This window comes from Flavobacterium sp. ZB4R12, from assembly GCF_048276375.1.
In the GTDB taxonomy this organism is placed as follows: Bacteria; Bacteroidota; Bacteroidia; order Flavobacteriales; family Flavobacteriaceae; genus Flavobacterium; species Flavobacterium gawalongense.
The window spans coordinates 1-12965 of the sequence record NZ_JBLNKS010000014.1 but is presented as its reverse complement, the minus strand read 5'-3'; the positions used below and the strand labels follow the sequence as shown (position 1 = coordinate 12965).

Below are 12965 nucleotides of genomic sequence, written 5' to 3'. Positions count from 1 at the left end.
TCGAATACACCTTAAATGTACTGATTTTCAGACTTTAAAACAAATTATTTGAGGGATATTTCTTTCTTTTTAAGCTACCTTTTGATACTTTTTTTCAACCCTTGATTCGCATATATAACTATCATATTTAAATATTCGCAGTTCATCCTTTCATCAATTGTTTTAAACGGCCTTGGTAAGACTGCCAATAATTTCTTTTCGTGGTATCGTTGAGGAATGAAGCAGCTATCATTTTTTCTACCATTTCGGACTGTGATAACATCAATGCCAAAATATCATTAAAAATCTTTTCACTGATTCCTGCATGCTCACTAAGTATAGCAAATTGTTGGCTGATTTTTCCTTGAGCTAAATTTTTAGGCAATAGTCCATCATCCAACGCAAAGTCTTTATCTTCTATGTGAATACGGCTATTCAATAGGTCATAAGCTGGACTTAATCTATAATCTCCCATAGGGGTTTCTAGCAAAGAGAAGTTTTTAAAGTGCGCATCTCCATTTGAAAACAGGTAATTGAATACCAATATTTTCAATAGCTTTGGTGCTTCCAATTTGTAAGCAGGTAAATGCATCTCCATTAATTGAAATAACTCTAAATAGTTTCCTAAATACTTATAATGCGCTCCATAGGTTTGTGGTGTTCTACCGGCCAAAGATGCGAAATCATCCTGAGCCAGTTTTGTGCCGTCATCTTTTACATCAAAACGTTTGGTAATGTAAGCAGGAGAACCATTCTTAAAAAATATTAATGCATTTTCGGCCGTTTCTATTCCATAGGCCTGACGGGCAATTTGCATGGTCAAATGCTCGTTAGCGGGCATTTGGTTTAGTCTTTTACCTGCATCTGGAATTGGTTTCAGAATATAGGTACCACGTTCACCTTCGTTGATAAGCCTTAACTTATTTTTTTCAAGCAATACAGAAAATTTTTCCTGTACTCCTGAAATAGACATGCGTTTTCGGTTTTCTTCAAAAAGCGCATCTGTTTCAGGATTCGATGCCGGTGAATCGTAAGGCAATACATGATGCACCTTTTTACCCTGAAACACTCTGTTTAAACAGGTTCTGCTATACGTATCAAAACCTTTAGCTAATGTACCCGGACAATATTTTATTTCAGGTAAACTCATAACTCTTCTATTTTAATAACTCTAACAGCACCGATACTGTCGTATTTTGCGGTAGTCATCAGTAATCCGAAATAATCATCTAGATCAATTCTATTATATTTACACACCATTTGTTTATTAGATCCTTCTGGTAACATATTATAAAAAAATGGAAATAAGAATTTTGAATGAAATTCTTGCTCCCTTTTAGGCAAAGTAAGACTGATTCCTGGCTTATTGCTATCTGCCATCCAAGAATCATGATAACGGAATATAAACGAACCATTATCGTGTTGGGTTAACACACCTGCTTCTTCATCCTTGTATACTATTTTAGCCTTTCTCATTTGTTAAGAGATACATTTTTAATCTTTAGGCAAACCTTCATGCCTAATACATCAGCTAACTTTTCTAAAGTCAGCAGCGTAGGATTTCCTTTTCCACTTTCAAACTGTTTTAGAGTTCTTAATCCAACACCAGATAGCTCAGCCAAGGTTTCCTGCGTCACCTGCAGTACTTCCCTCCGCTCTTTTATAGTTTTTATTAATTCTTCGAAGTGCATTATACGGCTCTTTTTTATACAAATATATAGCAAATCTTATTAGTCACAATAAAAAGAGCATTAAAAAGCACTAAATTATACATTTTATTCTATTTCATGCTTTTTTTTATTAAATAGTGCGCTATAAAGCACTATTTAATCTCTGCTTTTTTGAGTACTATGCTAACTTATATGAGTAGTCGTAAAAAACTGCTAACCTCTTCCCACTATTAAAAATTTCAAATAACCAATTATTAGAAAAACGACATCGCCTAAAAGTCCTAAAACTTCGGTTCCATTAAACATAGGTTTCATTGTTGGCTTTTCAAGCCCAAAAAACCTAATCTGTTAGTAGCAGCCACTTACTTTTTCTTTTCTTCATTAACAATTAGTTTCAAAGAATTGATATAATCAGTATCAAATTCTATCACTCTTATTTTGTTTTGCTTAAAACTCATTTCACCCTCAAATTCCCCTTCGGTTCCCAAAAAATCTATTACCAGTTCTTCCTCATTTAGTTCTATGAGTTTGCCGAGATAAACAGCTTTATCTGACTTTTTTGTAATCTGAAAAATCTCATATTTATTTGCTAAAAAATTTATAATTGAAGACAAATCTTTAAGCGGAATTATTTCCGCTGCGCTTGTTTTTAAACCTTTAAGTTTAATTACTCTTTCTGTGAATTCATGATCCTTGTCTTGAATAATTGACTTTACATTTTTGTTTTTTAATATCGTATAGCCATCAATTATAAAATCAACAGGATTGTTTTTCAGTAAAATCCAATCTTCAGTCCAATCAATAAGAAAGCCATTAAAGATTTCTTTTTTGTCGTCAAATTCTATTGAAATTAATTGTCGTAAGTATTTTTCCATTATTTTTTTAAGTTTTGGGAGCAGTCTACTGCTAGCATCAGTTCGCTCGAAGCGTCGGGATAAAACCTCCAAACGAATCTAAATTTAGCTAATTAGAAGGTAAATATATTGGATTTAAACTACAAATAAAATTCTTTTCAGAAAAAGTCACTTGATAGTTCTTAAAAGAAAACGAACGGTAAAAAGCGTTAAAAATCGCTTTTAAAAACCCAAAATACAAAGCCAATACTTTTAGATACTGCTTTAATAGATTGTGGTCTATTAAATTAAAATTCGGTGCAGATTGTACACTGAGTCGCTTGAGAAGTTACACTAATTTGTTTAATTTAGAAATCTATATTCATTTGGTGCAATACCAACCTGTTGCTTGAATAATCTTGTAAAATGTTGTGGATATTTGTATCCCAATTCATAGGCGATTTCACTCACCGATTTTCCTGTATCGAATAATAACTCCTTTGCAGTCTCAATTATTTTTAAATGGATATATTCCAAAGCCGATTTACCAGCTTCTTTTTTAATTAGGTCTCCGAAATAGTTTGCGGATAAATTCAATTCGTTGGCAAAAAATGCAACCGTTGGTATACCAATTGCTTGTGGGTTTTCAGATTGAAAATAATTATTTAACAAGGTATCAAATTTTTCTACCACGCCAGTATAAGCATTGTCACGGGTAATAAATTGGCGGTCGTAAAAACGAGTACAATAGTCCAGAAACAATTCAATATTAGATACCAATATTTTTTTACTATGCTTGTCTATCGATTGTTTGAGTTCAAAAACTATTTTCTCGAAACATTCCTGTATCAATTTTTTTTCTTGTTTTGAAAGGTGCAAGGCTTCGTGTACATCATAGGAGAAAAACGTATATTCTTTTATATTTTTTCCTAATGAAGAGCCTCTTATCAAATCAGGATGAAACAAAAGGGCATAACCAGTTGGCTGATAGTTTTTGCCATCTTCTATAATGCTCACTATTTGCTGTGGGGCAATAAACACTAAAGTTCCCTGCTGATAATCATAACTATTTCTTCCATATTTTATTTCGCAATTTTTATCCTCTTTTAGAAAAATGGAATAGAAGCCGAAGCTTACTGCTTCTGCCGATTCTCTCTTTTCTGGTTTTACATTTGAATAATCAATAAAACTAACCAAAGGGTGTAATGTTTCAATATCGACTATATCATTATACTCACTTATTGTTGCTATGTGGGCTATTTGCTTCATATTGTTTTAATTATCTTATACAAATTTATTAAAACTATTGCTGTATTGGCTATATACTACATCTATTCTGTAATAATGGTATGTCATTCTGTAATACGGGTATAAATTTTGGATAAAGTGCCAGTACCTTTGTACTATAAGAAATTAGAATTTAGTATTATGAGAATTAAAATAAAATCAGCATGAAAAAAATTGTTTTAGCACTCGCTTTAGTAATCCTTTGTTTATCAGTAAACGCACAAAAAATGAATAACGACAACAAAAAAATTACAGTGATTGAAGATAGAATTGCCATCAAAAATTTAGTAGATACATTTTCAGTTTTAGCTGATGTAAAAGATGTGAAAACGCAACTATTGCTTTTCACTGAAAATGCCGAAGTTTCTTCTGTAACTAACGGTAAGCCGGGCGGAACATTAACAGGAAGAAAACAAATAGGCGAAGCATTTGCTGGTTTTCTCAATCTTTTTGATGTGGTGTATCACATAAACGGACAGCAAACGGTTACTTTAAATGGGAATAAGGCTTCGGGGATTTCATACTGTCAAGTAGTATTGATTGGAACTGAAAATAATAAAAAAATGAAAACCACAATGGGTGTAATCTACCATGATGACTATGTCAAAGAAAACGGTCATTGGTTAATCAATAAAAGACAATCTAATTTTACATGGACGGAAAAAACAGAAATGAAACCTTAAAAAAGAGGTCATGCAAAATAATAAAACGAATACACCACTAAATAACTTCAAATGTAAACTTGGGAATTTAGAAGTATCAGCAATTACATTGGGTTGTATGGGAAGTGGTAGTTTTTCATTGATAATTATGGAATGCAATTCCGGATCCATTAGGTGCAACTGACAATAGTTCGAAGACGTGTGACCTCGAAGAGCAGGTGGCTGGGGTTTTATAAGTATAGTATTTTTGGATGAACGATTAAAAACGCTAATTCCACAAAAACCCCAATCTTGCCAAACGGCTTTTACATCTCGTTTTTTTATTCTCTGAATAAGTCTTCCATTTCTAATATTCTTTCTGATTTTATTATAAGTCCTAAATTATTTGGAATTTGAGAAACAGAAATTGGTCTTTGTAAATTTGGAGTCATAATAATTTCACCAGTTGCAGTTGCTTGAGGTCCTGCATATAAAACTCCAAGAAATATTATTCTATTTGCTCCCATATAGGTATTCTCTTTCTTATCTCTATATCCCCCTTCATTAAAAATCAAAACTGGTGAGCCACTCGAACCGGGGAAAGCGGCAATGTCAATCATTATTTCTTTTTTGCCATTGTAATCTAATAAAGGATTTGTCGCTGTTGTTCCTTTTCTGAAAATAGGCATATTATTAACAGAGTCCCAAATCCCATTTGGATATCCAATCATTAAAACATCTTCAATTGCAGTTAATTCATCTTTATGTTTTTCGGTGGTCAACAAGTCTTTAGTAAATGGTATATAAAATCACTACCAAACGACTAAAGTAAAAAATAGGCAAAGAAACTCCTGCATCCCTTTATTTACAAGAATGTTCTTTTAAAGTTCAAAACCTACCTCCCTCTATTTTCAGAATAATTCTGTTTGAAATGATGGAGGTTTTTTTCTTTTTTGTCGTTTTGTATAAGTCCTTCGACTGTTTTCGATTACCCAAAGCACTTCAAGATTGCTTATCAGATGTATTCTTATAAGTGCAGCTACTGTTGAAAATGCTTTTTTTGTTTCAGATTTTGTTTTTAGAACCATCAGAAGCAATTGAGCAATAAGAGTAATCCAAATTTGGGTTTTTATTCCGTTTTCTGTTTCCGAATAAAAATAGTGAAGTTGGAAGTTTTGCTTCAATTTTTTGAAAAGCAATTCAATTTGCCAACGAATTTTATAAACCAAAGCCACTTCGTCATTGCTGATTTCAAAATTATTGGTAATAAATTCGTAGATTCTACCTTTGTTATCTCGGTAAGTAACCTTGCGTAAACAAAGGTTTTTTTCTTGTTTTTCATCAGTATATTTCAAGTGAATATGTTCTTCTTTTAACACCCCAAACCCTGTGTCGGTCTGTGTTTGGCAAAATAATTCTTGAACTACTTCATACACCGCGTTTTTCTTTAATCGGCACACAAAATTGATGTATTTTTGGGTGAATTTTGCAAATTGAAGATAATGATTGTAGGCCCTATCAAACACAATCATGCTATGAGCAGGAAGATTTAGGTATTGAATAAAATTCTTGTCATGTGATTTTGCTTCGCTAATCTTTACAAAAGTTGGGGTGTCCGAATGTGCATCTATTAGCATGTGAACTTTTAGCCCTCCTTTCTTTTTGCCTTCTCCTTTTGGATTACGACCAACACCTTTCATTATTTGTGAAAACAAACGAATGGTGGTGGAATCGAAAATATAAAGTTTGTCGAATGAAATCTTGTCAATTCGGCTGACCGACAAAAGTGGTTCGAAGTGTTTTAGGAGCAAAAAGTAAAAATCTTTAAAAAATTCGTTATCTCTTTCACGTAAGCCATCGCCAGCGGTGCTTTTGGCTGGAGAAGAACTCAAACCAAGATGATTCAATTTGCCTTGCATGGCTAACATTCCATCGCAAATTTCACCCATAGAATCGCAACGACTAAAAACTCCGAAAAGCATGGTTACAAGTTGTGTCCAAGCTGAGAATGACTTGTAATAACGGTCGGTTTGATGTTTTTGTGCAAGAATATCAAACTCGTTGTGTTTCATTCAAATTTTTAATTGCTTTTAAGAGCTTGCTTTTGAATTGTTTTTCTTCGAGTATAAATTCCGGGTTTTCATTTGTTTTATCAAGACCAGTAAAATTCTTTTCATATTCCAAAACTACTTTTTGATGTGCAATTTCGTTAAGAGAGTTATTATTGGCAATTATATATATATAGGATTTAGCTTTTTCAATGGGGACCGCAGCACAGTTTTGCCAGAGTTTAATAAAAGCTTCTTGGGTTAAATCGTCGGCTTGGTCTTTATTTCCATACTTATAAAAAAGAAAATTGCGGAGTGACTTTGCATGACTTCTGAAAAAGATTGAAAAAATGATTTTATTACAAGTTTCTGATAATGAGTTTTTTGTCATTTATTTCTTGATTTTTTGCTTTACAAAGGTATATTTATTTTTAAATTTTGGTAGGGTAATGTTGATGTAAACTGTTTTATTATTAAACCGTTAATTTTTTTATATGAAATGAGCATGACCGTAATTGGGTCGCGAACACCAATGATGATATGCGAATTACATATGACCGATAAAAAACAATAAATATCAACATATAAAATGAGCATAATGAAAACTCGATACAACTGCGAAGCAATCACTGAACACCTATAAAAATAAATGTTTTAGTGAAGTAAACACCGATGAAGATGTACGAAACGGAGTTCGATGACAGAAAAAAAACAAATATTAGCTACATATGAAAACAATTAAATATTTATTAATGAGCTTTACGGCAATAGTATTTATTTCTTGTCAAAATGAGGAAACATTGGTTATTCAAGATACTACTCAAAACTTAACGGCTGTATCTCCTCTTACGAGTTTGATTTCTAGGGTATCACAAAACCCTACGTCTAAGGATAATATTTTGGATAATTCTAGCTGTTTTAATGTTCAGTTGCCGGTTATTGTTATTGTAAATGGCACGCATATTACAGTATCTAACCAAAATGATTACCACACGGTTCAAAACGCATTAGATGCTTTTTCAAATGATGATGATATAGTAAACTTTGTTTATCCAATAACAATTCAGTATCAAAATTTCAGTACGCAACTGATTACAAATGTTGATCAATTAGACGACGTTATTGATAATTGTGATGAAGATGATGGGTTTGATGAGATTGACTGTATACATATAAATTACCCAATAAAGATTGATATTTATAATGCAAATAGTCAAATTGCAAAGACTATTACTGTTCAAAACGATACAGATTTATATAACTTTTTAGAAGATATAGAAAGTAATGTATTTATTTCCATTAACTACCCTATTTCTATTACAAACCTGAATGGTCAAAATGTTGTAATTACAAACAACTCTGATTTTGAAGACAGTATTGAAGATAGTATAAAGGATTGTGATACTAATTCAGGCACTGGAGGAAATCCGAATTTCACTTCGATTTTGACAGATGGAACATGGCATGTTTCTTACTATTTTGACAATATTGATGAAACTTCAAATTACAATGGTTATAATTTTACTTTCAATTCTAATGGGAGTGTTGCGGCTGTAAAAGGAACAAATAATATTGGCGGAACCTGGTCAACTTTTTTAAATAGTGGTCAAGATATATTGCTGTTAAAATTTGATGACAGTAAATTAGATGAATTAGAAGACGATTGGAAAATTACGGAATACACAACTACTAACGTTAGACTGAAAAATGAAAGCAGTAGTAGTGGAGAAACAGATTATCTTTATTTTACTAAGAACTAATTAAAACTAAACACAAACCTTATTAATTACTTTAAATTTTGAGAAACCGATTTTTATAAATGCATTTATAAAAATTCTTTTCAAAAAATATCAATTATTAGCCCCCTAATTATTTATTACTTAACCCTTAAAAAAATGAAAAAAGCATCAATTTTAGCTTTACTTGTCATTGCGATAAGTTCTTGTTATGCCCAAAATGATTTAAAAAACTGGAATTCTCTGCAACTTAATCTGTCTCTTTCAAAAAAAATGGATGTGAGTATCGGCCATCTTCGATCCTACAACATCAGTAACGGCTTTATAAGCGAATTCAATCAATCGTCGGTAGGTATTGATTATGATTTTACTAAGCGATTTTCAGTATCCAGTGGTGTTATAATAGGAGGGTTTTCTCCTTCAGATGGAGCTAATCGATTAACACTTCGTTCAACTTATAAAGTTCCAATCGCTGATATATTGGTCTGGTCAAATTCTGTGCAAGGTGAGTTACATTCTTCCAAAGAGACTCACTACAAGTATCGCATTCTCTATACTACAAGGCTTGCAACTAAAAAACGGTTCGACTTTTTGCGATTGCGACCGTCAGTTTCATACTCATTGTTCTATAATATCGGGGGGAACCCGATTAAATATTATGACCAAAATGATGATTTCGCTGTTGAACAAACTCCTGATGGATTTCATCGGGGCCGGTTATCATTAAATCTAAACTCCAAGATTACCAAAAACTTATCTGTGTCGCTGTATGGTATGATGCAACGAGAGTTCAATCTTTTTTCAGATGACTATCATAAAATTAATGTGGTAAATCCTGTTAGTGGAAGAACTGTTCGCCCGTTTAATAATTATAATGTAATAGGAGTAACTGCAACATTCAATTTTGACTTTATAAAAAGAAATCAAAAAGAAAAAACAACAAAAACAAATGAGAATTCAAACCTATAATATACATATCTCATGAAAAAGCGAATTAAAAAGACTTATATCTGTAAGGATATAAAAGATTACACTATCGATGAAACTATTTTAACTGATTACCACCCCAAAGTGGGAGATGTTGGTATATTTGAAATAATAAAAATAGGTAAGCATAAAACTGTAGAGGATGAAGATAAGAGAAATGCAAGGATCATCGCTTGTGATTTGATGATGGCCGCATTTGGCAATAGATATGCTACAGCCCAGTTTGAAGGATATGTTCCTGATAAATGCAATGAAGAATTACATATTCTTGGTGCAGGGGGTATTGTAGGCGTTGTACATAGCATGCATTACAATTATATTGATATTGGTCCTACCACCATTAGGTTAGTTGGCCTTGTCAAAGATAATTGGGGTAATGTTATGAATACTAAGCTTAATCAGCAATCCAATATAGCATCCTTTACAGGAGCTGCCGCTGCAGAAACTAAAGTTATTCTATCAGTAGGATCTTCAATGGATTCTGGAAAAACCACTTCCGCTGCCTACATGGTAAACGGGTTAAAGAACGCTGGATATAAAGTTGCTTATATTAAACTTACGGGAACAGCCTATACTAAAGATTGTGATTTTAACTACGACCTTGGGGCAGATATTACAGCCGATTTCAGCGACTTTGGCTTCCCGTCTACTTATCTCTGCGAAGAATCGGAGTTGCTTGATTTATATGAATCACTTCTTCAAAAAGTAATTACAATTAGACCAGACTATACGGTAATGGAAATTGCAGATGGCCTTTACCAACGGGAAACGATTATGTTACTAACGAACCCCCGTTTCAAAGAAACGGTTCATAGTGTTATTTTTTCGGCCGGTGACAGCCTTGCAGCTATAAATGGCTCGAATAACTTAACTTCATGGGGACTAACTCCTTTTGTGTTAAGCGGATTGTTTACAGCTAGTCCTTTATTAATAAATGAGGTAAAAAGCAATACAATGCTGCCTGTACTTAATATTGAAGAACTTTCTGCTAATGGGGTAGAGATACTACATAAATTCGAAAACAAAGGGAATCTATTAAAGGCTCTTTAAATTGTATTAGAAATATCCAAGTAAACAGCACTTTATGAAAAACATGACCTCAGAAAATAAAAATCTGCAAAGAGCATATTTCAGTACTATAAAACCTGCTCTATCCCTATATATTTTTATTGGACTTATACAAAGCTGCGCTGCTTTTTTAGTAACTGTTTTAATAGGTGAGTTTTTTACAATTCATTTCCATTCTCACAGTAGTAAAGGGCGATTATTACAACTATTTGGAATCAAACTTCATACACTTTATGCATTTTTTCTACTGTTTATTGCTCTGTTGTTGATAAGGACACTATTTGAATTTTTAGAGCGGTGGATAAGTTACCGGCAGGGGGAATTGTATGCAAAGCATATACGTGAAAAAATATTCCTTAAACAAATTAGCTGGAGTCAGGAGAAATTTCAGCAAAGACATTTTGGAAAATACCTGCTGCGTTACACCAATGACATGAAGAGTATGCAGAATTACCTTACCAAAGGCATTATGGGTGGTATAAAGGATGGATGCTTTGTATTGATGGGCTTTGTATTACTTTGGATGATCCATCACCTGCTTGCCATCTATCTATTGATCATGACAGTGATTATTATGGCAGTGATTTTTATCATATCCAAATTGCAAAAAAAACGGATCAGTAATAGTAGAAATGAGAGGAGCAAATTATTGGCTTTCGTTACAAGAACCTTTCACCGGCATAAATCCATTAAAGAAAAAAGTAGAGAAGAAGTAGCTGAACAACGTTTCAACGGAATGTCCAACCTGTTATATACTGCTAATATGTCTAATAACCAATTCGACAGTGTGTTGCAGGCATTGTTAACTTTGCTTCAATACTCAATAATCGGGATCTTGTTGTGGTTAATGTCATTATCCTCAAGTTCTATTGACCGCACTGATGCACTGGTTTTTATATTAATTACACTGCTGATGATTTCCCCAATGAAACGCCTATTGAAAGTGCCTTCTGTAATAAATAAAGGAAAAATTTCTTTAGGCAAAATAAATGAAATAATTAACTCCTCTATCAACCTAACCCAAGCGGATCAAGTAGTCGTTGCTGGGAATGATAAAAATAATATTATTCTTGATGCTTAATTCATGTAAATCAAAAAATATAAATGTATTTATAAAAATTGTTTGCCAAAAATATTAATTATTAACCCCTAATTATATATTACTTAACCTTTAAAAAAATGAAAAAAATGAAAAAAACATCAATTTTAGCATTACTTGTCATTATGATAAGTTCTTGTACGGATAATCCATCTACAAGCGGAAATGTGACATTAAAAGCTTCGGCCGTTTCTGTAACAGGCAAAACTTCTACCACTGCTCGTACTGCTGCATCAACAGTGGTAATCACGGATTTTAAAATAAACATTAGTAAGGTAAAATTTGAACTAGATGAAGAAGGTGAAATGCATCATACAGATTCTATTTATGATGATGATGTAAAACTTGTAGGCCCCTTTTTATTAGATCTGCTTGATCCAAACAAAACTTTGAGTCAATTTATTACTTCTGTTAATGTTCCAAATGCGAAATATGAGGGAATTAAGTTTAAGTTTGAAAGAAGTATTCAGCCTGGCGAAATGGAAGGTAAAACTTTTTTGATTAAAGGTACTATTAACGGTAAAAACTTTATTATCTGGAGTGGCAAAGATGCTGAACTTGAAATGGATTTTGCAGATCCAACTAAAGATTTTACAGTTAATAGTAATGATGTAACTCTTAATATTAAAATACAACTTGATGCTCTAATGGCAAAATTAACAACATTAGCCAATCAAAATCTACTTCAGGATACCGATGGAGATGGAGTTATCGAAATTAGTACCGATAACGATGATGGACATCATGATATTGGAGAGCAAATAAGAAATCTGCTTGAAAATGAAACAGACTTAGATGATAAGGACTAATTAAAAACGGATTTATTAAAAAAGAGGCTATCTATAAAAGACAGCCTCTTTTTATTTCTATTCTGTGAAGATTAATCAGGAATTAGTCTCTTCTATGTCCATTCCCATGTTTATTTCCATGTCCCTCATCATCATCATCATCATCATCATCATCATCATCATATTCTCGACGATTATCGTATTCTCTGTGATTATCATATTCCCGACGGTTGTTATACCCTATTGTTCTTTGTGGTCTGCCATGGTAACCTCTGCAATATTTCACTTTATGATCATTAAAATATCTATAAGGTCTTGAACCATGGTAATCGTTCAAGACCACTTTGTATCCACTGTACAAATCATAATTTCTATACTCTCTTGGCAAATACCTTGATCTAATCCATCTTCCTCCACCAAAATAAATAAATTGAGTAGCTCTAATATCATAATAAGCTTCAACATCAGGCAAATAATAATAGTCTGCCTCCGCATATCCCACAGGACCCCAAGATGGTGGTGAACCTATGTTTAAACTAACTGAAATTTGTGCATGTAGTGAACTGGATGCAAAAAGGATTATTCCCGCGGCGATTAATTTTAATGTTCTCATTTTTCAAATATTTAATTTAATGATTTTATATTAACTCTTTAAGTAAATACTTTTTTTGTGAAGCCAATAACTATGCCAATATAAATTAGTTAACATTTAATGCGAATCAAGGGTTGAAAAAAAAGAAAGAAATAACTTTCAATTAATTTGTTTTAAAGTCTGATAATCAGTATATTTAAGGTGTATTCAACGCACTTTTAAACATATGATTAATCA

At 32.6% G+C, this 12965-nt stretch carries 15 protein-coding genes; 6 read left to right on the top strand and 9 right to left on the bottom strand.

Going from position 1 to position 12965, the window contains the following annotated elements; genetic code table 11:
* Window positions 1-142: 142 nt before the first annotated feature.
* From ACNO7W_RS11220 to ACNO7W_RS11200, 5 genes are all read right to left on the bottom strand, one after another.
* Window positions 143-1129: a type II toxin-antitoxin system HipA family toxin gene (locus ACNO7W_RS11220; protein WP_417938197.1), complete on the bottom strand. Its 987-nt coding sequence runs from the start codon at window positions 1127-1129 to the stop codon at window positions 143-145.
* Window positions 1126-1455, bottom strand: coding sequence for a HipA N-terminal domain-containing protein (locus ACNO7W_RS11215; RefSeq protein ID WP_144064397.1), 330 nt, complete (start codon window positions 1453-1455; stop codon window positions 1126-1128). The genes ACNO7W_RS11220 and ACNO7W_RS11215 overlap by 4 nt, the downstream gene beginning before the upstream one ends.
* Window positions 1452-1670 (bottom strand): helix-turn-helix domain-containing protein, encoded by a 219-nt coding sequence (locus ACNO7W_RS11210; RefSeq protein ID WP_143385731.1) that lies wholly within the window; start codon window positions 1668-1670, stop codon window positions 1452-1454. Before ACNO7W_RS11210 ends, ACNO7W_RS11215 begins: the two co-directional genes overlap by 4 nt.
* Window positions 1671-2011: 341 nt before the next feature.
* Window positions 2012-2524, bottom strand: coding sequence for a hypothetical protein (locus tag ACNO7W_RS11205; RefSeq protein ID WP_143385730.1), 513 nt, complete (start codon window positions 2522-2524; stop codon window positions 2012-2014).
* Window positions 2525-2845: 321 nt separating this feature from the next.
* Window positions 2846-3751, bottom strand: a complete 906-nt coding sequence (locus tag ACNO7W_RS11200; protein WP_417938196.1) for a helix-turn-helix domain-containing protein — start codon at window positions 3749-3751, stop codon at window positions 2846-2848.
* Between the two features lie 182 nt (window positions 3752-3933).
* On the opposite strand from ACNO7W_RS11200, the gene ACNO7W_RS11195 reads away from it, so the two are divergent.
* Window positions 3934-4452: a nuclear transport factor 2 family protein gene (locus ACNO7W_RS11195; protein WP_417938195.1), complete on the top strand. Its 519-nt coding sequence runs from the start codon at window positions 3934-3936 to the stop codon at window positions 4450-4452.
* 299 nt (window positions 4453-4751) lie between these two features.
* On the opposite strand, the gene ACNO7W_RS11190 is transcribed toward ACNO7W_RS11195, so the two are convergent.
* The 3 genes from ACNO7W_RS11190 to ACNO7W_RS11180 all read right to left on the bottom strand — a co-directional run bounded on the left by ACNO7W_RS11190 (window position 4752) and on the right by ACNO7W_RS11180 (window position 6849).
* Window positions 4752-5192, bottom strand: a complete 441-nt coding sequence (locus tag ACNO7W_RS11190; protein ID WP_417938194.1) for a hypothetical protein — start codon at window positions 5190-5192, stop codon at window positions 4752-4754.
* Between the two features lie 129 nt (window positions 5193-5321).
* Entirely contained in the window at window positions 5322-6482 is a 1161-nt protein-coding gene (locus tag ACNO7W_RS11185; RefSeq protein WP_417938193.1) for an IS4 family transposase, read from the bottom strand.
* Entirely contained in the window at window positions 6463-6849 is a 387-nt protein-coding gene (locus tag ACNO7W_RS11180) for an RNA polymerase sigma factor (protein ID WP_417938192.1), read from the bottom strand. Before ACNO7W_RS11180 ends, ACNO7W_RS11185 begins: the two co-directional genes overlap by 20 nt.
* A 361-nt stretch (window positions 6850-7210) precedes the next feature.
* Here ACNO7W_RS11180 and ACNO7W_RS11175 point away from each other — a divergent pair, with 361 nt between their 5' ends.
* From ACNO7W_RS11175 to ACNO7W_RS11155, 5 genes are all read left to right on the top strand, one after another.
* On the top strand, window positions 7211-8218 hold the full coding sequence (locus ACNO7W_RS11175; RefSeq protein ID WP_417938191.1) for a hypothetical protein: 1008 nt from the start codon (window positions 7211-7213) through the stop codon (window positions 8216-8218).
* Window positions 8219-8353: 135 nt separating this feature from the next.
* Window positions 8354-9163 carry a DUF2490 domain-containing protein gene (locus tag ACNO7W_RS11170; RefSeq protein ID WP_417938190.1) on the top strand — a complete coding sequence of 270 codons (810 nt, stop codon included), beginning with the start codon at window positions 8354-8356 and terminating at the stop codon, window positions 9161-9163.
* A 12-nt stretch (window positions 9164-9175) separates the two neighbouring features.
* A complete protein-coding gene (locus ACNO7W_RS11165) occupies window positions 9176-10231 on the top strand; it encodes a hypothetical protein (protein ID WP_417938189.1) in 1056 nt (351 codons plus the stop codon).
* A gap of 34 nt (window positions 10232-10265) precedes the next feature.
* Complete coding sequence (locus tag ACNO7W_RS11160) at window positions 10266-11330, top strand: ABC transporter transmembrane domain-containing protein (RefSeq protein WP_417938188.1); 1065 nt, start codon at window positions 10266-10268, stop codon at window positions 11328-11330.
* 98 nt (window positions 11331-11428) lie between these two features.
* Window positions 11429-12157, top strand: coding sequence for a hypothetical protein (locus tag ACNO7W_RS11155; RefSeq protein ID WP_417938187.1), 729 nt, complete (start codon window positions 11429-11431; stop codon window positions 12155-12157).
* Window positions 12158-12239: 82 nt separating this feature from the next.
* On the opposite strand, the gene ACNO7W_RS11150 is transcribed toward ACNO7W_RS11155, so the two are convergent.
* On the bottom strand, window positions 12240-12749 hold the full coding sequence (locus ACNO7W_RS11150; RefSeq protein WP_417938186.1) for a hypothetical protein: 510 nt from the start codon (window positions 12747-12749) through the stop codon (window positions 12240-12242).
* Window positions 12750-12965: the final 216 nt, after the last annotated feature.

What these genes read in the sequence shown, in the direction of transcription:
- ACNO7W_RS11150 (WP_417938186.1), bottom strand. Translation starts at nt 12,749, where the DNA reads ATGAGAACATTAAAATTAATCGCCGCGGGAATAATCCTTTTTGCATCC.
- ACNO7W_RS11185 (WP_417938193.1), bottom strand. Translation starts at nt 6,482, where the DNA reads ATGAAACACAACGAGTTTGATATTCTTGCACAAAAACATCAAACCGAC.
- ACNO7W_RS11165 (WP_417938189.1), top strand. Translation starts at nt 9,176, where the DNA reads ATGAAAAAGCGAATTAAAAAGACTTATATCTGTAAGGATATAAAAGAT.
- ACNO7W_RS11195 (WP_417938195.1), top strand. Translation starts at nt 3,934, where the DNA reads ATGAAAAAAATTGTTTTAGCACTCGCTTTAGTAATCCTTTGTTTATCA.
- ACNO7W_RS11200 (WP_417938196.1), bottom strand. Translation starts at nt 3,751, where the DNA reads ATGAAGCAAATAGCCCACATAGCAACAATAAGTGAGTATAATGATATA.
- ACNO7W_RS11220 (WP_417938197.1), bottom strand. Translation starts at nt 1,129, where the DNA reads ATGAGTTTACCTGAAATAAAATATTGTCCGGGTACATTAGCTAAAGGT.
- ACNO7W_RS11215 (WP_144064397.1), bottom strand. Translation starts at nt 1,455, where the DNA reads ATGAGAAAGGCTAAAATAGTATACAAGGATGAAGAAGCAGGTGTGTTA.
- ACNO7W_RS11155 (WP_417938187.1), top strand. Translation starts at nt 11,429, where the DNA reads ATGAAAAAAATGAAAAAAACATCAATTTTAGCATTACTTGTCATTATG.
- ACNO7W_RS11175 (WP_417938191.1), top strand. Translation starts at nt 7,211, where the DNA reads ATGAGCTTTACGGCAATAGTATTTATTTCTTGTCAAAATGAGGAAACA.
- ACNO7W_RS11160 (WP_417938188.1), top strand. Translation starts at nt 10,266, where the DNA reads ATGAAAAACATGACCTCAGAAAATAAAAATCTGCAAAGAGCATATTTC.
- ACNO7W_RS11180 (WP_417938192.1), bottom strand. Translation starts at nt 6,849, where the DNA reads ATGACAAAAAACTCATTATCAGAAACTTGTAATAAAATCATTTTTTCA.
- ACNO7W_RS11205 (WP_143385730.1), bottom strand. Translation starts at nt 2,524, where the DNA reads ATGGAAAAATACTTACGACAATTAATTTCAATAGAATTTGACGACAAA.
- ACNO7W_RS11210 (WP_143385731.1), bottom strand. Translation starts at nt 1,670, where the DNA reads ATGCACTTCGAAGAATTAATAAAAACTATAAAAGAGCGGAGGGAAGTA.
- ACNO7W_RS11170 (WP_417938190.1), top strand. Translation starts at nt 8,354, where the DNA reads ATGAAAAAAGCATCAATTTTAGCTTTACTTGTCATTGCGATAAGTTCT.